Raw genomic sequence first — 19,543 nt, 5'->3', positions numbered from 1 at the left:
GCCTCAGACGGAGCAGGTCGCGCTCGCATCTGTATGTATGTCCCCTCGGTTCACGAGGCGCCACCCCTTACCCGGGAAGGCGCTTCCAAGGCTGTCCGGTCTTCTGCAGCTGCGATACGGGCTCCCGGCGTAGCAGTACCTACGACTTTCTGTCCGTAACCGGAGCCCTTTCCCACATGACGAGCAGCACCGAGACCACCGCCACCACCCCGCAGGTTGCGGTCAACGACATCGGTAACGAGGAAGCTTTCCTCGCCGCGATCGACGAGACGATCAAGTACTTCAACGACGGCGACATCGTCGACGGCGTCATCGTGAAGGTCGACCGGGACGAGGTCCTGCTCGACATCGGTTACAAGACCGAAGGCGTCATCCCCTCCCGCGAGCTCTCGATCAAGCACGACGTCGACCCCAATGAGGTCGTCAAGGTCGGCGACGAGATCGAGGCCCTTGTTCTCCAGAAGGAGGACAAGGAGGGTCGTCTCATCCTGTCCAAGAAGCGCGCTCAGTACGAGCGTGCCTGGGGCACGATCGAGAAGATCAAGGAAGAGGACGGCATCGTCACCGGTACCGTCATCGAGGTCGTCAAGGGTGGTCTCATCCTCGACATCGGCCTCCGTGGCTTCCTGCCGGCCTCCCTCGTCGAGATGCGCCGCGTCCGCGACCTCCAGCCCTACGTGGGCAAGGAGCTCGAGGCGAAGATCATCGAGCTGGACAAGAACCGCAACAACGTGGTCCTGTCCCGCCGTGCCTGGCTCGAGCAGACCCAGTCCGAGGTGCGCCAGACGTTCCTCACCACCCTGCAGAAGGGTCAGGTCCGCTCCGGCGTCGTTTCCTCGATCGTCAACTTCGGTGCCTTCGTGGACCTGGGTGGCGTCGACGGTCTGGTCCACGTCTCCGAGCTGTCCTGGAAGCACATCGACCACCCGTCCGAGGTTGTCGAGGTCGGCCAGGAAGTCACCGTCGAGGTCCTCGACGTCGACATGGACCGCGAGCGTGTCTCCCTGTCGCTGAAGGCGACGCAGGAGGACCCGTGGCAGCAGTTCGCCCGTACGCACCAGATCGGTCAGGTCGTCCCGGGTAAGGTCACCAAGCTGGTTCCGTTCGGTGCGTTCGTCCGCGTGGACGAGGGCATCGAGGGTCTGGTCCACATCTCCGAGCTGGCCGAGCGCCACGTGGAGATCCCGGAGCAGGTCGTCCAGGTCAACGACGAGATCTTCGTCAAGGTCATCGACATCGACCTCGAGCGTCGCCGGATCTCGCTGTCCCTGAAGCAGGCCAACGAGTCCTTCGGTGCCGACCCGGCGTCGGTCGAGTTCGACCCGACCCTGTACGGCATGGCCGCGTCCTACGACGACCAGGGCAACTACATCTACCCCGAGGGCTTCGACCCCGAGACCAACGACTGGCTCGAGGGCTACGAGACCCAGCGCGAGGCCTGGGAGACCCAGTACGCCGAGGCGCAGCAGCGCTTCGAGCAGCACCAGGCTCAGGTCATCAAGTCCCGCGAGGCCGACGAGGCCGCCGCTGCCGAGGGTGGCGCCGCCGCTCCGGCCGGTGCCCCGGCGGGTGTCTCCGGTGGTTCGTACTCCTCGGAGTCGGACGACAACTCCGGCGCCCTGGCGTCGGACGAGGCCCTGGCTGCCCTGCGCGAGAAGCTGGCCGGCGGCCAGAGCTGAACGCTCTGACCACCAGCTGACTGGCTGAAGACACAAGGCCCGCTCCCCTTTCGGGGGAGCGGGCCTTGTGCCGTTCACAGCCCTCCGAAGGCGCCTGCGGTCCGGCGGCTCAGGTGGGTGAGGTTCAGGGGGCGAGGTTCAGGGGGTGACGGGGATGTTGGTGAGGCCCTTGCCGCCGGTGACCGAGTTCGACGCGTACACCGTCGTCCGGCAGCCGCCGCCGCTGTTGGTCACATTGATCGCGAGCTGCTTGGACCCGGTGGCGCCGGTGAGATCGGAGCGATTGCCCCGGAAGACCGTGCCGCAGCCCCAGCCGCTCTGCTGAGTGTGCGTCTCGTAGCCGTTGTTGAGCGTGTTGCGGCCCGTGTTGTTCTCGACGAGGACGTTGTTGCCCTTGACGTCGACCCATGAGTCGTCGAAGTGGGCGCCGGTGAGGCCGCGGCCGTCGAAGGTGTTGCCGACGACCTTCGTGCCGGTCGTGCCCTCCTTGATGTCGATGCTCTCGCCGCGCACCTGCGGGCCGATGGTGTTGTTCAGGACCTGTACGTTGTCGCTCTTGTCGGCGAGCGTGTTGGCGGAGCCGACGTAGACGCCCTCGCCCATGCCGCTGCCGTCGTTGCCGGTGTCGTAGATCCGCGAGTTCTTGATGACCCCGTTGCGGGACGAGGTGCGGAAGTGCACGCCTTCCATGTCCAGGCCGTGCACGGTGACGGAGTCGATCACGACGCCGTCGGCGGAGTCGGTCATGATCCCCTTCTGGCCGCCGGTCACGGTGAGGCCTTTGACGGTCCAGTAGGAAGCCCCGTTGAGATGGAGTCCGTAGCCTCCGCCGGCGGTGAGAACCGCCCGGGAGGACCCGGTGAGGGTGATCCGGGAGCCGGCGGTGCCCGGGGTCGTGGCCTTGAAGTTCCCGTTGTACGTGCCGTCGGTGAGCCGGATCGTGTCACCGGGGCGGGCGGCCGTGAGGGCGGCCTTCAGCTGGGCGGCGGTGTTCACATCGACGACCGCCGCGCCCTGGGCGGCGGAAGCGTGCCCCGTGAGGCCGACAGTGAGACCGGTGGTCGCAAGGGCGCCGGCCAGGAGGGAGAGGAGCAGGAATCGGGTGCGCATGGGGGTGGCCTTCCCGTCGAGTGCTGGGGAGATCTCGTGGGTGTTCCTGTATGTGTACGTCGGGCGAGTGGGTGAACCAACTCGCCACGTGACGGTAGGGATGGTGCATGGGCATGTCAAGGTCTGGACCAGTGGGTCAACGTCCGCGCGGTTACCGAGAAATGGGCGTACGGAAGGCGGCCGAGGGGAATGCTGGTGCCTCCCCCGGCGTTCTTCCCTACGAACACGAGGAGGAGCGGTAATCGTGCTTGAGCCCCAGGATTTGTACGCATGGGAGCCGAAGGGCCTGGCGGTCGTCGACATGGCGCTCGCCCAGGAGTCGGCCGGCCTGGTCATGCTCTACCACTTCGACGGCTACATCGACGCGGGAGAGACCGGCGAGCAGATCGTCGACAGCCTGCTGGAGACCCTGCCCCACCAGGTCGTGGCCCGCTTCGACCACGACCGGCTCGTGGACTACCGCGCCCGCCGGCCGCTGCTGACGTTCCGGCGCGACCGCTGGACCGGGTACGAGACCCCGAGCATCGAGGTCCACCTCGTGCAGGACGCCACCGGCGCGCCCTTCCTCCTGCTGTCCGGCCCGGAGCCGGACGTGGAGTGGGAGCGGTTCGCCGCCGCCGTCCGCCAGATCGTCGAGCGGCTCGGTGTGCGCCTCTCGGTGAACTTCCACGGCATTCCGATGGGCGTTCCGCACACCCGACCCGTCGGCATCACCCCGCACGGCAATCGCACGGACCTGATGCCCGGTCACCGCAGCCCCTTCGACGAGGCGCAAGTCCCCGGCAGCGCCGAGCAGTTGGTCGAGTACCGGCTGATGGAGGCGGGTCACGACGTCCTGGGCGTCGCCGCGCACGTGCCGCACTACGTCGCCCGCTCCTCCTACCCCGACGCCGCCCTGACCGCCCTGGAGGCGATCATCGCGGCAACCGGCCTGGTCCTGCCGGGCGTCGCGCACTCCCTGCGGACCGAGGCCCAGCGCACCCAGACCGAGATCGAGCGCCAGATCGGCGAGGGCGACGAGGAACTGGTGTCGCTGGTCCAGGGCCTTGAGCACCAATACGACGCGATGGCCGGCGTGGAGACCCGCGGCAGCCTCGTCGCCGAGCCGGTGGACCTGCCGTCGGCGGACGAGATCGGCCGCGAATTCGAACGCTTCCTCGCGGAGCGCGAGGGCGAGGGGTGAGCGGCCTGGCGTAGGCTGCCGCGCATGCTGAAGGTGGGCCTGACCGGCGGTATCGGCGCCGGTAAGAGTGAAGTGTCACGGCTGCTCGTCTCGTACGGGGCCGTGCTGATCGACGCGGACCGGATCGCCCGCGAGGTCGTCGAGCCCGGGACTCCCGGGCTCGCGGCCGTGGTGGAGGCCTTCGGGCCGGGGATCCTGGCGGCGGACGGCACGCTGGACCGGCCGAAGCTCGGCTCGATCGTCTTCGCCGACGCCGAGCGCCTCGCCACGCTGAACGCCATCGTCCACCCTCTCGTCGGGGCCCGCTCGGCCGAGTTGGAGAGCGCGGCAGGACCGGACGACGTGGTGATCCACGACGTACCGCTGCTGACCGAGAACGGCCTGGCGCCGCTGTACGACCTGGTGGTGGTCGTGGACGCGTCGCCCGAGACCCGGCTCGACCGGCTCGTGAGGCTGCGGGGCATGACCGAGGCCGAGGCCCGGTCGCGCATGGCGGCCCAGGCCACGAGTGAGCAGCGGCGTGCGATCGCCGATCTCCTCATCGACAACGACGGCCCGCTGGAGGCCCTGGAACCGCAGGTCGCCAAGGTCTGGTCGGAGCTGGTCGAACGGGCCGCGGCGGGCAGCTAGGGCCTGCCTTCGGATCTCGCCGGGCTCGGACGTGTGGGCCCTGGAGCGGACACCGGGCTCCCCCGGTCCGTGACGCCGGGGGAGGTGCCGGGGCAGGTGCCGGGGTAGGAATAGTGCCGGTGCGCCCGCTGTTGAACCGCCGGAGCCAGGGAAGGATGGAACCGTGTCCGAGAGGAATCCGGAGACCCACGTCATCGACTTCCGCGCGGCCGAGCACCTGCTCGCCGCCCGGGATCCGCGCGGAGCGGTCAAGCTGCTCGACTCGGTGATCGCCGCCCACCCCGAGAACACGGCGGCCCGCCTGCTGCGTGCCCGCGCCTTCTTCGCCGCCGCCCAACTGCGGCCCGCGGAGCTCGAGTTCGAGCTGGTCCTGGAGCGTGAGCCGGACAACGCCTTCGCTCATTTCGCCCTCGCCCGCACTTTCCAGCGCTCCGGCCGCCCGGAGCAGGCCAAGCGTCACTTCCGTCTCGCGGCGGCTCTGGACCCGAAGCCGGAGTACCTGGAAGCGGCCCGCTTCGAGGGCTGATCGCACGCGGGGGCCGATCGCGGCGGTCACCGGCCGTGGCCGCCCCGATCCGGCTCGTAGGGCGGGATGTCGGGGCCGGGCTGATAGTGCGGCCCCTGATGAATGTGGTGCACCACCACCGTCAGATCGATCAGTGTGACGAGGAGCAGAGCCCCGCAGGCCGCCGCCCATCCAGGCCGCCCGACGACCGCGAAGACGGCCGTGCCGAAGGCGGCCCACATCAGCCCCCACACACTCAGCCAGAACCGGAACCGCAGGGGACTGCGTGCGGTCGCGGGTTCACTGCCAGTACGCATGGCGCTCGCCTCTCCTCCTCCAGGGTGTACCCGAAACCCCTGGGGAAGTTCGTCCCCGGGCGATGAGTTCCGGGACCCGAGCCCTTCGAACCCGGGCCGACCGGCTGCTCTCAGCCGGTCGGCCGCCTGCTGTTCGGAGGGAAGGGCCGGGGAGGGATTGGCCAGGAAGTGCGTCCGGGACCACGCGTCCGCTGATCACGCGTCGCGATCACCTGTCCGGGATCAGTGGACGACGTTGTAGCTGAGCCAGGGCTTGGCCCCCCGCACGATCGTGTCCATCGCGTTGGTGGGCACATAGGCCGAGGACTTGCCGGTGCAGTCCGGAGTCCCGTACATCCGCATGTCGACGAGCGTCCGGTTCTCCACCCTGACGGCGCCGGACGGGCCGAGCCTATGGCAGCCCTTGACCGGAGGGCTGGTCACGGTGATCTCGCGCTCCTTCTCCGTCTCGTACGTGATCGTGCCCACGGCGCTCCGGCCGAGGCCGGAGCAGCCCGCAGCGGCGAGGGAGAGGAGCGTGGCCGCGGCGGCGATGCCGAGACGCCGTGGACCTCTGTGGCTGCTGTGGCTCCTGCGGTCGGACATGGCGAGTCCTCGTCTGTACGGAACGGAGAGGGCAAGGAGAAGCCCCTGGCCTGCCTCAGGCCACCATGCCGTGCGCGCGGTGAGGTGTCACCAGGGGATGGGCCGGGCGGAGTAGGCAGCCCCGCGCGGCGGTGTGCCGGGCGCTGAGGGGCGTTGTGGGGCTGGTTGTCAGACCCCACCCGTAAGGTCGTAGGTCCAGTCGGGATCATCTCCGGATCCCGGCACACGAACCACGGCGGGGAGGTGACACGGCCATGGCGGGGACCGCACCGCACATGTGTGCCGCCGTCTTCCTGCCCGCCTCCGTGCCGCGCGAGGGCCGGGTCGCCTTCTGGTCGCCGGACGGTGGCCCTCCGCCGGCCCTCTCCGATCCCCCGGCCGCCGAGCCCGCCGGGCAGGTCATTCCGGCCGGGCAGACCGACACCGCGGCCGGGGACCCGGGTGCCACCACCCTCACCGTCGTGCGACGCCATGGTGCGGGAGGCCGCAGACGTACGGTCCCCGCGCTGGTCCTTCCCGTCTCCGAGGCCCTGCCCCTCCTCGTGGACGCCCGGCACCGGGCCGACGCGCACCCGGCGGCGGCCTGTTGGGGCGCGGCCGCTCTGCACGCCCTGCATCTGGCCGCGCGCGGCCGGTTGCTGCCGGGCCTTACGGCCGAAGACGTCGACGCCTGGCGGGCGGGCCCGCTGGACGCCGACGACATCGCCCATCTGAGGGCCGTCGCCGCCGCCATGCCCGTCGAGGCCCACGCCGCGCCCCTGCCCGGCCTCGGTCCGCTCCGGCTGCCGGAGCCGGAAGCGCTGGTGCGGGCGTTCCTCGACGCCGTCGCCGACACCCTGCCCCGCACGCCGGCGGCCGCGTACGCGGCCGGGGAGCCGTTCGCCGCCCGCGAGCCTCAGCACCTGCCCCACGCGCGGGCCTGGGCGGCCGAAGCGGCGGCCGGGATGGACGCCGGGGTCCGCGTCTCGCTGCGCCTGGACCTGTCCGGGTACGAGCTCTTCGACACCAGCCACGAGGGCGGGGAGGAGCGGCAGGCCGCCGCGGCGCTCCTGCAGGTGCACAGCCTCGCCGATCCGACCCTCGTCATCGACGCGGCCGCGCTCTGGGCGGGCGACGGCGACGAGCTGTTCGGGCCGCGAGCCCGTATCGACGCCGTACTGGCCCTGCGCCGGGCGGCCCGCGTCTGGGCGCCGCTCGGCGGGCTCCTCGAGCGGGACGTCCCCGATGTGCTGCCGCTGAGCGAGGACGAGCTCTACGAACTCCTCGGCCCGGCCGCGACCCGGCTCGCCGCCGCCGGGGTCACCGTCCACTGGCCCAGGGACCTGGTGCGCTCGCTCGGCGCCACCGCCGTCGTCCGCCCGGCGCCCGGGTCCGCCACCGACGGCACCGCCTTCTTCGACAGCGCCGAGCTGCTGCGCTTCAACTGGCAGCTGGCCCTCGACGGCGACCCCCTCACCGAGCGAGAGATGGACTCCCTCGCCGAGGCACACCGGCCGATCGTGCGGCTGCGGGACCAGTGGGTGGTGGTCGACCCCGGACTCGTACGGAAGGCACGCAAGCGCGAGCTGGGCCTCCTGGAGCCCGTGGACGCGCTGGCCGTGGCCCTCAGCGGCACGGCCGACGTGGACGGCGAGACCGTGCGGGCCGTCCCGGTCGGGGCCCTCGCGACGCTCCGCGACCGGCTCACCGCCGGCCCGGGGACCGTGCCCCCGCCACCCGGTCTGCACGCCACGCTCCGCGACTACCAGCTGCGCGGGCTCGCCTGGCTGGACCTGATGACCTCGCTCGGTCTCGGCGGCTGCCTCGCCGACGACATGGGCCTCGGCAAGACCGTCACCCTGATCGCCCTGCATCTGCGGCGGGCGCGCACCGCGCCGACCCTGGTCGTGTGCCCCGCGTCGCTGCTCGGGAACTGGCAGCGGGAGATCACCCGGTTCGCGCCCGGCGTCCCGGTGCGGCGTTTCCACGGCACGGACCGGTCCCTGGACGGCGCCGACGGCGGCTTCGTCCTGACCACGTACGGCACGATGCGTACGAGCGCCGAGCAACTGGCCTCGCAACAGTGGGGGATGGTCGTCGCCGACGAGGCACAGCACGTCAAGAACCCGTTCTCCGCCACGGCCAAGGCGCTGCGCACGATCCCCTCGCCGGCGCGGGTCGCCCTCACCGGCACGCCCGTCGAGAACAACCTCTCCGAGCTGTGGGCGCTCCTCGACTGGACCACGCCGGGACTCCTCGGCCCGCTCAAGACCTTCCGCGCCCGCCACGCCCGCGCCGCCGAGAACGGCGAGGACGAAGAAGCCCTGGAGCGGCTGTCCCGGCTGGTCCGCCCGTTCCTGCTCCGGCGCAGGAAGTCCGACCCCGGCATCGTCCCCGAGCTGCCGCCCAAGACGGAGTCCGACCACCCGGTCCCGCTCACCCGCGAACAGGCCTCGCTCTACGAAGCGGTGGTGCGCGAGGCGATGGCGCACATCGAGAGCTCGGAGGGCATGGCGCGGCGCGGTCTCATCATGAAGCTGCTCACGTCGCTGAAGCAGATCTGCAACCACCCGGCGCAGTTCCTGAAGGAGCGCGCCACGGGCGGAGCTCCCCGGTTGGCCGGACGCTCCGGGAAGCTGGCGCTTCTCGACGAGCTCCTCGACACGATCCTCGCCGAGGACGGCTCGGTCCTGGTCTTCACCCAGTACGTCACGATGGCCCGGCTGCTCGCCGACCACCTGGCCGCCCGCGCGGTCCCGTCCCAACTCCTGCACGGAGGCACGCCGGTGCCCGAAAGGGAGCGGATGGTCGATCGCTTCCAGTCCGGAGAGGTCCCCGTCTTCATCCTCTCCCTGAAGGCCGCCGGCACTGGCCTCAACCTCACTCGCGCCGGGCATGTCGTGCACTTCGACCGCTGGTGGAACCCGGCCGTCGAGGACCAGGCGACGGACCGGGCCTACCGCATCGGCCAGACCCAGCCCGTCCAGGTCCACCGGCTCATCGCGGAAGGCACCGTCGAGGACCGCATCGCGGAGATGCTGCTCGCCAAGAAGGCCCTCGCGGACGCGGTCCTGGGCTCCGGCGAGGCCGCCCTCACCGAACTCACCGACAGGGAACTGGCGGACCTGGTGTCGCTGAGGAGGCCCTCATGACCCGCCCCGGACCCGGCCGTCCCGGGGTCTCACCGTCCGGGCTCTCACCGTCCGGCCCCTCCCGCTCCGGTCCGTCGCGGCCCGACCCGCGCCACGACGACCTGCGCCGCACGTTCCCGCCGTTCGAGCCCCGGCAGTCCGCCGACGGCCGGTTCGCCTCCACCTGGTGGGGCAACGCCTGGGTGGGGGCCCTGGAGGACACCGCTCTCGACCCCGCGCGCCTCGCCCGCGGCCGGGCCTACGCGAGCCGGGGGCACGTCGACGCGATCACGGTGACACCGGGCAGGGTCGTCGCCTATGTCCACGGCACCCGCCCCCGCCCGTACCGTACGGAGATCCGGCTCCGCACCCTCGGCGACGACCACTGGGAACGGTTCCTGGACGCGGCCGCCGCCCGGCCCGACCACATCGCCGCCCTCCTCGACAAGGACGTCCCGCACGCGCTGGCGGCGGTGGCGGACCTGCTGCCCGCGGCGGGCGACCTGATCCCCGACTGTTCCTGCCCGGACGACGGCTACCCCTGCAAGCACGCCGCCGCCCTGTGCTACCAGTCGGCGCGTCTCCTGGACGAGGACCCGTTCGTCCTGTTCCTGATGCGCGGCCGCGGAGAGCAGGAGATCCTCGCCGACCTCACCCGCCGCAACGCCGCCCGCTCCGCCGCCGAAGCGTCGACCTCGACCCCCCTGATCCCCACCGTCCCGGCCCGGACCGCCCTGGCCGACCGCACCCTGCCCCCACTGCCGCCCCCGCTCAAGGCCCCGGTCCATCCGGGCCGTCCGCCCGCGTACCCGCCGGGTCCCGGCGCCCCCGACCCGCTGTCCCTCGACCTCCTCGCCACCGAGGCGGCGGCCCGCGCCCATACGTTCCTGACCACCGGCCAGGACATGGTCGCCTCCCTCACGCCCTGGCAGGACGCCGTCCGTCTCGCGGCCGCGCACCCCGGCTCGGGCCTCACCGCGTCGACCCGCGCCCTCTACCGGGACCTCGCCACCGCCGTGGACCGAACGCCCACCGACCTGGCCCGCGCCGTCGCCGCCTGGCGCCAGGGGGGCCTCGCGGGCCTCGCCGCCCTCGAAGACATCTGGGACCCGCCCGCCGGCCCCTTCGACCGCGCCCGCCCCGCCCTGCTCGCCGCCGACCAGCCCTCGTTCCGCCCCTGGCACAACCGCCTCTCCACCCGTTCCCTGCAGCTCCGTTACGGCCGCGACGGACTCTGGTACGGCTATGAATCCGACCTCGACCGCGAGGACTGGTGGCCCCGCGGAACCCCGGACGCCGACCCGGTGGGCGCTCTCACCGCACTCCTCGGAGGCTGAGATGATCCCTCCAGGCCAGAGGCGTTCGCCCAGGCAGGAGTGGAACAGTTCGTTCGAGGGCGAGCACCCGAACAGGTGAAAGGCGCGGGAGTCATAACCACGGTCCTCCCGGGGCGTTATTTCCGGTACGGGCGGATGCCCGTGGAAAAACTCCGGAAGGCAGGAAGCCATGAGGCAGATTCGCCGAAGTGGTCTGGCCACTCTGATGGTCACGGGCGGCGCACTCGCCCTGTCCGCGGGATATGCGACCGCCGACTCCCATGCGACGGGCGAAACGGTCAATTCGGGGGGCGTGGGCTCCGGCAACGCCGTGCAGCTGCCGGTGCACTCCCCGGTCGATGTCTGCGGGAACACGGTCAACGTCGTCGGGCTGCTCAACCCGGCCATCGGCAACCGATGTGAGAACGGCGGCGGCCACTCCCACAAGGACAAGCCCGGCACCCCTCGCGGCGGCCACGGCGACGAGAGCGGCCCCGGCAAGGGCCCTGGCAAGGGCAATGGCAGCGGCAGCAGCAATCAGGGTGGCGGTTCCCACGCCGAAGCCGTGACGACGAACTCGTCCGGCATCCTGTCCGGGAACGGAATCCAGCTGCCGGTGGACGCCCCGGTCAACGTCAGCGGCAACTCGGTCAATGCCGGCGGCGTGCTCAACCCGGTCATCGGCAACAGCGCGTCCAACGGGCCGGGCGAGTCCGTGACCCCGCCCAGGCACGGCAAGCCCGCCCAGCCCGTCAAGCCGGGCAAGCCCGCGCCCGGCCAGGTCGTGAAGCCCGCCGCGCCGGTCCCCGGCCCGCAGAGCAGCTCGGCGTCCCTCGCCGAGACCGGTGCCGGCCTGGCCGGTATCGCCGTACCGGCGGGTGCCGCGATGCTCCTCGGTGGTGTGCTCCTCTACCGCCGCAACCGCGCGACCGGCGACCAGGGCTGACCGGACGCCGACCGGCACGTGACCCTCGGGTCCGGCCTCAGCGGGACCAGGCCCGGAGCACCGCCTCGATGACAGGCGCGACCCTCGTCCGGGCCTGGTGACGGGGGACGCCCCGCATCAGCAGCGTGTCGTACTCGGTGTCCACATGGCGCACGGACGCCCGCACCGCCGCCCTCACGGCCCCGGCGTCCAGCGCCCGGCCCGCCGCCGTGCGGCCGACCCGGCCACTGCCCCGCAGGGAGGCGTGCGCCGCGATCTCGCCGGCCCGGTCGGGCGGGCATCCGGGAAAGCGCCGCAGGATCTCCGCGGTGAGCAGGGCCGTGAACCGTACGTCGTCCGCGGCCCGCCGGGCCGCATCGCGCTCCCGCCGCCGGGCCCGGGCCTCCGCGTCGGCCAGACAGGCCGCCTCCGCCCGGGCCAGCGCCGCCTCCTCGACGAGCAGGCCCTGGCGTTCGTAGCGCGTACGGCGCCGGTTGTGACGCAGCACCACCGCCCACAGCGAACTGCCCTCGCGCGCCCGGCGGGTGAGGGCGGCTTCGCCTCGCGGCAGATAGACCAGGTGTCCGAGATCGGCGCAGTCCAGGCAGTACGGGTGGTTGAACTCCAGCACGAGCATGGCCAGCGGCCCCGTGCGGCACTCGGCGCAGCTGCGGCGCTTGAGCGGCTGGATCACCACCAGCGGGTCGGCGCCCATCTCAGTGCACGCCCGGAGCCGCCGCCTCGATGAACTGGGCCAGAGCCTTCTTGGCCTGTTCCGAGCGGTAGGCGCGGTCCTGCTCGCCGGCCGCGTCATGCATACAGTTCGTCATCTCGAATGCGTCGGCCGCCAGTTGGCGCGTCTTGCGGTCGTTGCAGACCAACTGCACCTGGAAGAGCGCCTGCCGGGCCGCGGTGCGCTGCCGGTACGACTCGTGGCGGGACTCCTCTGCCGCGGGCGAGCCCGGCCCCTGCTGAAGTGCCCGGAACCAGCGGTCGTTCTGACTGTGCCGGTAGTCGATGAGGGCCCCCGCGAAGGCGCTGTACGTGGAGATGCGCTCCTGCCGCAGCTGCTCCTCACGGGCCAGAGCGGCGGCGCGCTCGGCGGTACGGCTCTGGAAGAAATGGGTGACGGCCGCACCGAGCAGGGTGCCGAGCACGGCTATCAGGGCCGCATCCATCGTGCGCTCTCCTCAAGGGTGTTGGCCGGTGACGACATGATCACTCCACTCGATTCTGCCAGTCGACCCCGAAGGTGTTTTGCCCTTTCGGAGCGCCGGAGCCGGGGCAGCGAGTAGCGTGTGGCCGTTTTCGGCCACCGTTCGAGCAGACGCAGGGGATGGGGATACGCAATGGGGACACGTATCGGCATACGCAAGGCAATGGTCGTGGCGGGGTGTGTGGCGGCGGTCGGGATGGTCCCGTCGGCGGCGCTCGCCACGCCCGGCAGCGGGGTCACCGGCACCGTCCTGGCCAAGGGCACCTCCGACGGCCGCCTGAAGATCAAGGAGCCCAAGGGCGACACCGATGTCGTCGTCCGGACCATCACCATCGCGCCGGGCGGCTCCACCGGCTGGCACCACCACCCCGGGCAGCTCGTCGCCGTCGTTCAGGCGGGCACACTCACCCGGATCATGGACGACTGCTCGGTCGAGACGACGAGCGCCGGTCACGCCGTCATCGAACAGTCCGGACACAAGCACCGGCACATCGGGCGCAACCTGGGCACCGAGCCCGTGGTGCTGTACGTGACCTATCTGCTCCCCAAGGGCGCGCCGTTGTCGGTGGACGAGGAAGCCCCGGAGTGCGCCAAGGGCTAGCCCCGCACCCGCTCCCCGCGTCGCGGCCCGGCGCCGGCCGACAGTGCGCGGCGTCGGATGACAAGGTCTGATCATGCGATTCGAAGCGATCACCTGGGACCGGATGGCGGCCGGCGTCGCCGCCCACCTCGACGCGACGGTCCCCGCCGACGGCAGCGACTGGATCAAGGCCGGCTTCGACGGGGCGCCCGCCGCGCGGACGGGGGACGTGGCCGGGCGGGTCGCCGAGGAGCTGAGGCTGCGCGGACGGGCCGTGCTGGTGGTCGGGACCGAGGGGTTTCTGCGGCCGGCGTCGCTGCGGTACGAGTACGGGAAGGAGGACCCCGACACGTACTACAGCGGCTGGTTCGACACCGGAGCGCTGTGGCGGGAGGTCTTCGGGCCGCTGGAGCCGGGCGGCGGCGGACGTGTGCTGCCCGACCTGTGGGACCCGGTCACCGACCGGGCCACCCGCAGCCCGTATGTCGAACTTCCGCCGGGCGGGGTGCTGTTGGTGCACGGACCGTTTCTGCAGGGGCACTGGTTCCCCTTCGACCTGACCGTGCATCTGCGGCTGTCACCCGGCGCCCTGGCGCGCCGTACCGAACACGCCTGGACGCTGCCCGCCTTCGAGCGGTACGAGAGCGAGGCTGCCCCGAGCGAGTCCGCCGACGTCGTCGTGCGCGCCGACGATCCGTTGCACCCGGCCTGGACGGGGATCCCGGCGGGCGGGGAGTGAGCCCCGGGGCGGGCGGGGGCCGTGCCCAGTGGTGGCGGGCCGGTGGGGCTAGTCCGGATCCGGGGGCTGGGGCGGGCGGCCTCCCGGTCGTGTCACCGCATCGGCGCCCGCCCCGCAGCCCCGGGAGGCGGCGGCGGGACCGTCCGCGCCGGCCAGCCGGGCGGCCAGGAACGCGCCCGTGAAGGCGTCGCCCGCCCCCGTCGTGTCCACGGCGCGCACGGCGGGCGCCGGGACCCGGGCGAGGATATCGCCGTGCGCGGAGAGCAGCGCACCCCGCGCCCCCAGTGTCACCGCCACCAGCGGGAACTGGCGGCTCAACTTGACCGCCGCGTCCACCGGTTCGTCCAGACCCGTCAGCAGGCACGCCTCGTCGGCGTTGGGGAACAGCACCTGCGCGCCCTGGGCCGCCGCCAGGAAGCGGTCCACCCCGAAGCCCGCGAGGAACCCGGTCGAGGCCGGATCGACGCTCACGGGGATCCCGGCCGCACGCGCGTCCCGCAGCGCGAGCCGGGCCGTCTCCCGGCTCGTCGCCGCGAAGAAGAGATAGCCGGACAGATGCAGATGGGCCACCCCGTCCAGTAGACCGGGGGACCAGTCGGCGGGGGAGAGGCGGAGCGCCGCCCCGCTGTCGGTGAGGAATGTGCGCTCGGCGGCCGCGTCGACCAGCGCGATCACGGTCGCCGTCGGGGCCCCGGGGTCGGTGACGAGCAGCGGCCGCACTCCGGCAGCGCGCAGTGCCCTGTCGTGCCAGGCGGCCGAGTCGCTGCCCACACGGGCGAGCAGCCGGACGTCCCCGTACCCCGAACGCGCCGCCCAGCAGGCGGCGTTGGCGCCCGCACCGCCCGGCAGCGTGCGGATCTCGGCCGCCGTGTCCGTCGCGGGGGCGAGCGGCGCGCGGTGCCGGGCGACCACATCGGTGACGACGTCCCCGACGACCAGGAGTGCGCCCGGAGCCCCGCCGGAAGCCCTGTCGGGGTCCGTACGTCCACCTCGGTCCGTGTCCGGGTCCCTATCCTCGTCGCGTCCGGTGCCCGCGCCTCGGCCGCCCCGGTTCGCTCGCCCGCCCTGGTTCACAGCGCCGCCGCGATCCGCGCCGCCAGCCGCACATTCCCCCGTACCGCCGCCAGATTCGCCTCCAATGACGCCCCTTCCGTCTGCCGCATCATCTGGTCCAGCAGGAACGGCGTCACCGCCTGGCCGGTGATCCCCCGCTCATGGCACTCGTCCAGGGCCCGTGCCAGCACCCGGTCGTGCAGCTCCGGGTCCAGCTGGTCCTCCACGGACACCGGATTGGCGACGATCAGCGCGGCGTACGGCTCACCGAGAGCGTCCTGGGCCCGCACGACGGCCGCCACCTCCTCCGGCGTGCGCAGCGTCCAGTCCACCCGCTCACCCGAGGAGGTCAGATAGAAGCCGGGGAAGTACTCCGTGTCGTACCCGACCACCGCCACACCCAGGGTCTCCAGGCGCTGAAGCGTGGCCGGGACGTCGAGGATCGACTTGACCCCCGCGCAGACCACGGTGATGCCGACCTGGGCGAGCAACCGCAGATCCGCCGACTCGTCCTGTGCCTCCGTCCAGCCCCGGTGGACCCCGCCGAGTCCGCCGGTCGCGAACACCCGGATGCCGGCGGCGTCGGCGAGGAAGGCGGTGGCGGAGACCGTCGTCGCCCCGCTCGCGCCGGTCGCGACGGCGAGGGCGAGGTCGCGGTGCCCCAGCTTCCGCAGACCGGTGTCGCCGGCGACCCGCTCCAACTGCTTCTTGTCCAGGCCGACCTGGGCCCTTCCGTCGAGTACGGCGATGGTGGCGGGGACGGCGCCGCCGGACCGTACAAGACCTTCCAGCTCCTCCGCGACGGCCAGGTTGCGCGGCCGGGGGAGGCCGTGCGCGATGATCGTCGACTCCAGCGCGACGACGGGCCGGCCGGCGTCGAGCGCCTCCCGTACCTCTTCGGACAGCACCACTGTGGTCTCAGGCATGTCCCATCCTTGGCGCGGCGGCGCCCCGCGCAAACATCGTTTCCGGCCGCGCCCCCGCCCCGGCCCCGGCACGTGCCCCGGCCCGGACCCGGCCGCGCTCTCAGTGGCAACCGGGCAGCTCCGGCAGCCGGTCCACGCGCGCGACGCGGATCACCGAGCGGGAGCTCGCCGCCTTGGCGTTCCCCTCGCTGTACGCGACGGCCAGTGTTCCGTCCCTGGCCTGGGCGTAGCCGTACCGAGGGGTGATCCGGGTGTACGACGCCGAACGCAGATCGAGGGCGTACGAGGTCTCCGGAGTGCGCCAGGTGATCAGCCGGCCGCTGATCCGCAGCTGGTCGATGCCGTCGACGGCCGGGGACGCGGAGACGGCCGCGGCGGGGGCGCCCTGCCCGGCCCGCCACACCATCAGACGGGGGCGTTCCTCACCCGCGACCCACGCCCAGGTCGTCCCGTCGGAGACGACGGAGCGGATGTCGCGCAGTGCGGCGATCGGGGCGGGAAGCAGAGGGGAGGGCGGACTGGAGGGTGGACCTTGGAGAGGCTGCCGGCCCTGCCCGGTGGGCGGCGCCCGGTGCGACGCGGGGAGTGCGACGGCCGTGAGGCGTGTCCCGGCGCCGGCGTCGACCGGCTTCCGCCACACGAGCAGCCGCCCGGCGGCGAACGGCGTGTCCATCACGCCGGTGCGGACGGCGCGCGGGGTGCCGCCCGCCGCCGGGACCGCGAAGACCGTCGCCCTGCCGCCGCCGACCCCCTGCGCCCAGAAGGCCGTCCCGCCGCGCAGAACCGGCTGCGGAAACGGTCCGGGCAGATCCGCTCGGGCGATCCGGCGGGCCCGGCCGGTCGCCGCGTCCCAGACGTACAGGCTCCAGGGGCTGGTGAGGGTCCGGCCCTCCAGCACGGCGAACGCGGCGTGGCGGCCGTCGAAGTCCGCACCGAGCAGCTGGTGTTCGGCGGGATCGGCCAAGGTGAGCAGAGTGCGGAGGGTGGGGCCGTCGTGCGCCCGGCCGGGCTCGCCGCCTGCGCGGGACGCCTGGGTCGCCCTGTCGGTCCGGCCCGCCCTGCCCGCCCCGCCCGCGTCGTCGGTCAGGGCCCCGCTGACGAGGACCGCCCGCCGCTGCCCACCGGCGGTGAGCTGCACGGCGATCCAGCCGGCACCGGCCTCCGCGAGCACGACCCGCGCACCGCCCGGCGGGCGGAGTTCGCCCGCGCCGAGCGCGGCGCGCCATGTGCCCGGCAGCGGAACCTCACAGGCGTCCGCCACCGCGCTCGCCGAGGCGCCGGGCGATTGCGGAGCCGGGGCCCGCGCGGGGGCGGGCGGCGACGAGCACCCGGCCAGTACGACCCAGATGCTCGCCAGCACAAAGAACCCTTGCACGTGGAGGCCCTGCAGGCGGAACCCTTGCACGCGGAGCCCCGGCACGCGGAGCGTGAGGCGGCTACCAGACGTAGCCACGGCCGCCCATGATGGTGGTGAGGGTGTCCGCCGAGATGTGCGCCGACTTGGGAACCGAGCCCGCCCAGGAGATGACGCTGGTGCTCACCCCGCCCACCGGGTCCAGGTAGTTGACCTGAGCGGCGGCCGTGTCGGTGTTGTAGCCGTCTATCGAGACCCAGTGGAAGATCTCGATGTTGGGGTGCCCGACCAGGTGGGGGCCGCCCGGCACCTCCCACGCGTTGCCCGCGATGGCGTAGTCGTTGTCGGTGTTGTGCGTGATGTGCTGCTTGAAGGTGGCCTTGTCGGTGGCGGTGGGCGTGTACGGCAGCGCCTTGGGTACGTAACCGGCGCCCGGCAGCCGGTAGTTGAGCGCGTCGGCCACCGGATACCCCGTCGGGTTGGGGACGTTGATGTTGATCCCGTACCAGGCCGTGCCGTTGCTGGTGGTCTTGAGGAGCGTCGCGGCGTCCTGTTGCGAGCGCCCCGCGACCTCGTCGTGGGCGGACTGGGTGATCACCAGGGTCGCCGGGCCGCACCAGTAGGAGGTCTTCTGCGACTGGTGCAGTCCGCCGGAGAGCTTGTAGCCGGCGAGCGCGCCCCGGTTGCGCAGCGCGTCGTACGATCCCGCCGCCCCGGCCTGCTTGAGTGCGGCGGTTCTGCGCTGGTCAGCGGTGAGGCGCTGGGGGCCGAGGGTGTCGTGGGCCGCTTTGTAGCCGGCGCCCGGCGCGGTGTCCGAGGCGGGCGCCGTCGGGACTCCCGTGGTGGCGGACGCTGCCGGAAACGCGGCGGCGGTGGCGGCGGGTGTGGTGGCGGCGGTCAACAGTCCGGCGGCGACGAGGGCGGCACGGGGTAACAGGGCTGACATCGCACTCTCCTGTCCTGGACGGGGGTGTCGGTGGGGGAGGAGCGGAGGCGCTCAGCGCGAGTTTGACGGGTTCACGCCATTGATGTCAGGGGGCTCGGAGCAATCCCCCGGAGCAACATTGGGCGTACCAAAGGCGCCGCACCCGACCTGCGGCAACGCAGAGCGGCGGGCCCCGCGCGTGCTCCGGTTTTCGGCGGCGGTCACCCGCCCCGGGCCTGTTCGGGCGCGGTCCGTCCAGCCGGCGCCCGGCGCGGTGTCCGGCAGCCGGTACTGGTCGCCGGGCGCCGCGCGGCCCCCGCTACAGTCCCGCCATGACGACACATGATCAGCCCTCGTTCGCCGTTCACATCCCCGACGCGGCTCTCGAGCCGGAGCCGCTGGACCCCGGCCAGATCGTCTCGGGCGATCCCGTCGTGACCGGCAAGGTGCTGTGGGAGTCCGCCGACGGCAAGCAGATCCGGGGCATCTGGCAGATCACTCCCGGCGTGGTCACCGACACCGAGGCGAACGAGCTCTTCGTGGTCGTCAGCGGACGCGCCACGGTGCAGATCGAGGACGGGGACACGCTGGAGATCGGCCCCGGCGACGCGTGCGTCCTGCGCGAGGGCGACCGGACGACCTGGACGGTGCACGAGACGCTCCGCAAGGCGTACCACATCTCGCTCTAGCGCCGGCCCTTGCTCCGAATCCTTTCCGGAGTCGGCGAGTTGGGGATCTGGTAGGAAACCTTCCTGTCGGCTAGCATCCGGGCGGCGGCTTGGCGCGGCGCCCGCCCCCCTGGTCCATGAACGGGCGTGACGCGCTCAGCGAGAGCTCTGACCCGGCCGCCCAGCGCTGCGGCCTGCCCTCTGTCCCCCCGGAGGGCGGGCACGGCGCCCTCCGCACGGAGTCCAGCTCTCGCCGTCCTCATGGCCAAGGAGCCCAGGTATGCGCCTGAACCCCTCCGCCCCACCCCGCCCCCTGCGCACCACCACCCTCGCCCTCACCACTCTTCTCGTCCTTGTCGCCGGTCTGCTGCTCGCCGATCCCGACCGCGCCGACGCCGCCGACCCGCTCATCTCCCGCTCCAAGCCCGCCACCGCTTCCTCCGTCGAAGACTCCGCCCTCGGCGCCGAGAAGGCCTTCGACGGCGACCCGGCGACCCGCTGGGCCAGCGCCGAGGGCAAGGACCCGCAGTGGGTCCGCGTCGACCTCGGCGCCGCCGCCACCGTCAGCCGGGTGCGCCTCTCCTGGGAGGCCGCGTACGCCAAGGCCTACCGGATCGAGGTGTCCGCCGACGGCGTCACCTGGACCAGGATCGCGGGAGAGACCGCGGGCAACGGCGGCAGCGACGACTGGACCGGGCTCAGTGGCAAGGGCCGCTACCTCC

General features: G+C 72.4%; 19 protein-coding genes and 1 pseudogene. 11 read left to right on the top strand and 9 right to left on the bottom strand.

Annotation, left to right across the window (positions count from 1 at the left end; all coding sequences use genetic code 11):
• The first annotated feature begins 176 nt into the window (after nucleotides 1-176).
• Nucleotides 177-1,679, top strand: a complete 1,503-nt coding sequence (gene rpsA / locus ACZ5VC_RS00960; protein ID WP_019885395.1) for a 30S ribosomal protein S1 — start codon at nucleotides 177-179, stop codon at nucleotides 1,677-1,679.
• A gap of 138 nt (nucleotides 1,680-1,817) precedes the next feature.
• Here the strand turns inward: rpsA and ACZ5VC_RS00955 are convergent, their stop codons facing one another.
• Nucleotides 1,818-2,789: a right-handed parallel beta-helix repeat-containing protein gene (locus ACZ5VC_RS00955; protein WP_469118014.1), complete on the bottom strand. Its 972-nt coding sequence runs from the start codon at nucleotides 2,787-2,789 to the stop codon at nucleotides 1,818-1,820.
• Between the two features lie 244 nt (nucleotides 2,790-3,033).
• On the opposite strand from ACZ5VC_RS00955, the gene ACZ5VC_RS00950 reads away from it, so the two are divergent.
• The 3 genes from ACZ5VC_RS00950 to ACZ5VC_RS00940 all read left to right on the top strand — a co-directional run bounded on the left by ACZ5VC_RS00950 (nucleotide 3,034) and on the right by ACZ5VC_RS00940 (nucleotide 5,128).
• Complete coding sequence (locus ACZ5VC_RS00950) at nucleotides 3,034-3,972, top strand: PAC2 family protein (RefSeq protein WP_469118013.1); 939 nt, start codon at nucleotides 3,034-3,036, stop codon at nucleotides 3,970-3,972.
• Nucleotides 3,973-3,996: 24 nt separating this feature from the next.
• Entirely contained in the window at nucleotides 3,997-4,602 is a 606-nt protein-coding gene (coaE, locus tag ACZ5VC_RS00945) for a dephospho-CoA kinase (protein WP_469118012.1), read from the top strand.
• 163 nt (nucleotides 4,603-4,765) lie between these two features.
• Nucleotides 4,766-5,128 carry a tetratricopeptide repeat protein gene (locus tag ACZ5VC_RS00940; RefSeq protein ID WP_469118011.1) on the top strand — a complete coding sequence of 121 codons (363 nt, stop codon included), beginning with the start codon at nucleotides 4,766-4,768 and terminating at the stop codon, nucleotides 5,126-5,128.
• A gap of 26 nt (nucleotides 5,129-5,154) precedes the next feature.
• Here the strand turns inward: ACZ5VC_RS00940 and ACZ5VC_RS00935 are convergent, their stop codons facing one another.
• Nucleotides 5,155-5,424, bottom strand: coding sequence for a DUF6343 family protein (locus ACZ5VC_RS00935; RefSeq protein ID WP_469118010.1), 270 nt, complete (start codon nucleotides 5,422-5,424; stop codon nucleotides 5,155-5,157).
• Nucleotides 5,425-5,646: 222 nt separating this feature from the next.
• The gene (locus ACZ5VC_RS00930) at nucleotides 5,647-6,009 is read right to left on the bottom strand and encodes a hypothetical protein (protein WP_469118009.1); all 363 of its coding nucleotides are present in this window, start codon (nucleotides 6,007-6,009) and stop codon (nucleotides 5,647-5,649) included.
• 254 nt (nucleotides 6,010-6,263) lie between these two features.
• On the opposite strand from ACZ5VC_RS00930, the gene ACZ5VC_RS00925 reads away from it, so the two are divergent.
• The 3 genes from ACZ5VC_RS00925 (at nucleotide 6,264) to ACZ5VC_RS00915 (ending at nucleotide 11,381) form a co-directional block, all read left to right on the top strand.
• Nucleotides 6,264-9,140 (top strand): DEAD/DEAH box helicase, encoded by a 2,877-nt coding sequence (locus tag ACZ5VC_RS00925; protein ID WP_469118008.1) that lies wholly within the window; start codon nucleotides 6,264-6,266, stop codon nucleotides 9,138-9,140.
• A complete protein-coding gene (locus ACZ5VC_RS00920) occupies nucleotides 9,137-10,456 on the top strand; it encodes an SWIM zinc finger family protein (RefSeq protein ID WP_469118007.1) in 1,320 nt (439 codons plus the stop codon). The genes ACZ5VC_RS00925 and ACZ5VC_RS00920 overlap by 4 nt, the downstream gene beginning before the upstream one ends.
• Before the next feature lie 169 nt (nucleotides 10,457-10,625).
• Nucleotides 10,626-11,381: a chaplin gene (locus ACZ5VC_RS00915; RefSeq protein WP_469118006.1), complete on the top strand. Its 756-nt coding sequence runs from the start codon at nucleotides 10,626-10,628 to the stop codon at nucleotides 11,379-11,381.
• A gap of 37 nt (nucleotides 11,382-11,418) precedes the next feature.
• On the opposite strand, the gene ACZ5VC_RS00910 is transcribed toward ACZ5VC_RS00915, so the two are convergent.
• Complete coding sequence (locus ACZ5VC_RS00910) at nucleotides 11,419-12,075, bottom strand: DUF2293 domain-containing protein (protein WP_469118005.1); 657 nt, start codon at nucleotides 12,073-12,075, stop codon at nucleotides 11,419-11,421.
• Nucleotide 12,076: 1 nt separating this feature from the next.
• Nucleotides 12,077-12,538 (bottom strand): hypothetical protein, encoded by a 462-nt coding sequence (locus ACZ5VC_RS00905; RefSeq protein WP_469118004.1) that lies wholly within the window; start codon nucleotides 12,536-12,538, stop codon nucleotides 12,077-12,079.
• 171 nt (nucleotides 12,539-12,709) lie between these two features.
• Between ACZ5VC_RS00905 and ACZ5VC_RS00900 the strand changes: the two genes are divergently transcribed.
• Together ACZ5VC_RS00900 and ACZ5VC_RS00895 are read left to right on the top strand one after the other, a co-directional pair.
• Complete coding sequence (locus tag ACZ5VC_RS00900; protein WP_469118003.1) at nucleotides 12,710-13,177, top strand: cupin domain-containing protein; 468 nt, start codon at nucleotides 12,710-12,712, stop codon at nucleotides 13,175-13,177.
• Between the two features lie 73 nt (nucleotides 13,178-13,250).
• Nucleotides 13,251-13,895 carry a nucleoside/nucleotide kinase family protein gene (locus ACZ5VC_RS00895; RefSeq protein WP_469118002.1) on the top strand — a complete coding sequence of 215 codons (645 nt, stop codon included), beginning with the start codon at nucleotides 13,251-13,253 and terminating at the stop codon, nucleotides 13,893-13,895.
• 48 nt (nucleotides 13,896-13,943) lie between these two features.
• Here ACZ5VC_RS00895 and ACZ5VC_RS00890 read toward each other — a convergent pair whose 3' ends face one another.
• From ACZ5VC_RS00890 to ACZ5VC_RS00875, 4 genes are all read right to left on the bottom strand, one after another.
• Nucleotides 13,944-14,834, bottom strand: a complete 891-nt coding sequence (locus ACZ5VC_RS00890; RefSeq protein ID WP_469118891.1) for a carbohydrate kinase family protein — start codon at nucleotides 14,832-14,834, stop codon at nucleotides 13,944-13,946.
• A gap of 131 nt (nucleotides 14,835-14,965) precedes the next feature.
• Entirely contained in the window at nucleotides 14,966-15,874 is a 909-nt protein-coding gene (locus ACZ5VC_RS00885; RefSeq protein ID WP_469118001.1) for a pseudouridine-5'-phosphate glycosidase, read from the bottom strand.
• Nucleotides 15,875-15,974: 100 nt separating this feature from the next.
• On the bottom strand, nucleotides 15,975-17,234 hold the full coding sequence (locus tag ACZ5VC_RS00880) for a serine/threonine-protein kinase (protein WP_469118000.1): 1,260 nt from the start codon (nucleotides 17,232-17,234) through the stop codon (nucleotides 15,975-15,977).
• Nucleotides 17,235-17,310: 76 nt separating this feature from the next.
• Nucleotides 17,311-18,174: a hypothetical protein gene (locus ACZ5VC_RS00875; RefSeq protein ID WP_469117999.1), complete on the bottom strand. Its 864-nt coding sequence runs from the start codon at nucleotides 18,172-18,174 to the stop codon at nucleotides 17,311-17,313.
• 311 nt (nucleotides 18,175-18,485) lie between these two features.
• Here ACZ5VC_RS00875 and ACZ5VC_RS00870 point away from each other — a divergent pair, with 311 nt between their 5' ends.
• On the top strand, nucleotides 18,486-18,842 hold the full coding sequence (locus ACZ5VC_RS00870; protein ID WP_469117998.1) for a cupin domain-containing protein: 357 nt from the start codon (nucleotides 18,486-18,488) through the stop codon (nucleotides 18,840-18,842).
• A gap of 259 nt (nucleotides 18,843-19,101) precedes the next feature.
• Nucleotides 19,102-19,530 (top strand): annotated as a pseudogene (locus ACZ5VC_RS00865) (discoidin domain-containing protein); the annotation flags it as partial.
• Nucleotides 19,531-19,543 lie beyond the last annotated feature (13 nt).

The sequence above is a fragment of the Streptomyces sp. NPDC033174 genome (assembly GCF_055577795.1).
The sequence above is the reverse complement of the archived record's forward strand: the minus strand, read 5'-3'. Positions and strand labels throughout refer to the sequence as shown.

Coding starts and splice junctions, on each gene's coding strand:
- rpsA (WP_019885395.1), top strand. CDS start 177: ATGACGAGCAGCACCGAGACCACCGCCACCACCCCGCAGGTTGCGGTC.
- ACZ5VC_RS00955 (WP_469118014.1), bottom strand. CDS start 2,789: ATGCGCACCCGATTCCTGCTCCTCTCCCTCCTGGCCGGCGCCCTTGCG.
- coaE (WP_469118012.1), top strand. CDS start 3,997: ATGCTGAAGGTGGGCCTGACCGGCGGTATCGGCGCCGGTAAGAGTGAA.
- ACZ5VC_RS00935 (WP_469118010.1), bottom strand. CDS start 5,424: ATGCGTACTGGCAGTGAACCCGCGACCGCACGCAGTCCCCTGCGGTTC.
- ACZ5VC_RS00930 (WP_469118009.1), bottom strand. CDS start 6,009: ATGTCCGACCGCAGGAGCCACAGCAGCCACAGAGGTCCACGGCGTCTC.
- ACZ5VC_RS00925 (WP_469118008.1), top strand. CDS start 6,264: ATGGCGGGGACCGCACCGCACATGTGTGCCGCCGTCTTCCTGCCCGCC.
- ACZ5VC_RS00920 (WP_469118007.1), top strand. CDS start 9,137: ATGACCCGCCCCGGACCCGGCCGTCCCGGGGTCTCACCGTCCGGGCTC.
- ACZ5VC_RS00915 (WP_469118006.1), top strand. CDS start 10,626: ATGAGGCAGATTCGCCGAAGTGGTCTGGCCACTCTGATGGTCACGGGC.
- ACZ5VC_RS00910 (WP_469118005.1), bottom strand. CDS start 12,075: ATGGGCGCCGACCCGCTGGTGGTGATCCAGCCGCTCAAGCGCCGCAGC.
- ACZ5VC_RS00905 (WP_469118004.1), bottom strand. CDS start 12,538: ATGGATGCGGCCCTGATAGCCGTGCTCGGCACCCTGCTCGGTGCGGCC.
- ACZ5VC_RS00900 (WP_469118003.1), top strand. CDS start 12,710: ATGGGGACACGTATCGGCATACGCAAGGCAATGGTCGTGGCGGGGTGT.
- ACZ5VC_RS00895 (WP_469118002.1), top strand. CDS start 13,251: ATGCGATTCGAAGCGATCACCTGGGACCGGATGGCGGCCGGCGTCGCC.
- ACZ5VC_RS00885 (WP_469118001.1), bottom strand. CDS start 15,874: ATGCCTGAGACCACAGTGGTGCTGTCCGAAGAGGTACGGGAGGCGCTC.
- ACZ5VC_RS00875 (WP_469117999.1), bottom strand. CDS start 18,174: ATGTCAGCCCTGTTACCCCGTGCCGCCCTCGTCGCCGCCGGACTGTTG.
- ACZ5VC_RS00870 (WP_469117998.1), top strand. CDS start 18,486: ATGACGACACATGATCAGCCCTCGTTCGCCGTTCACATCCCCGACGCG.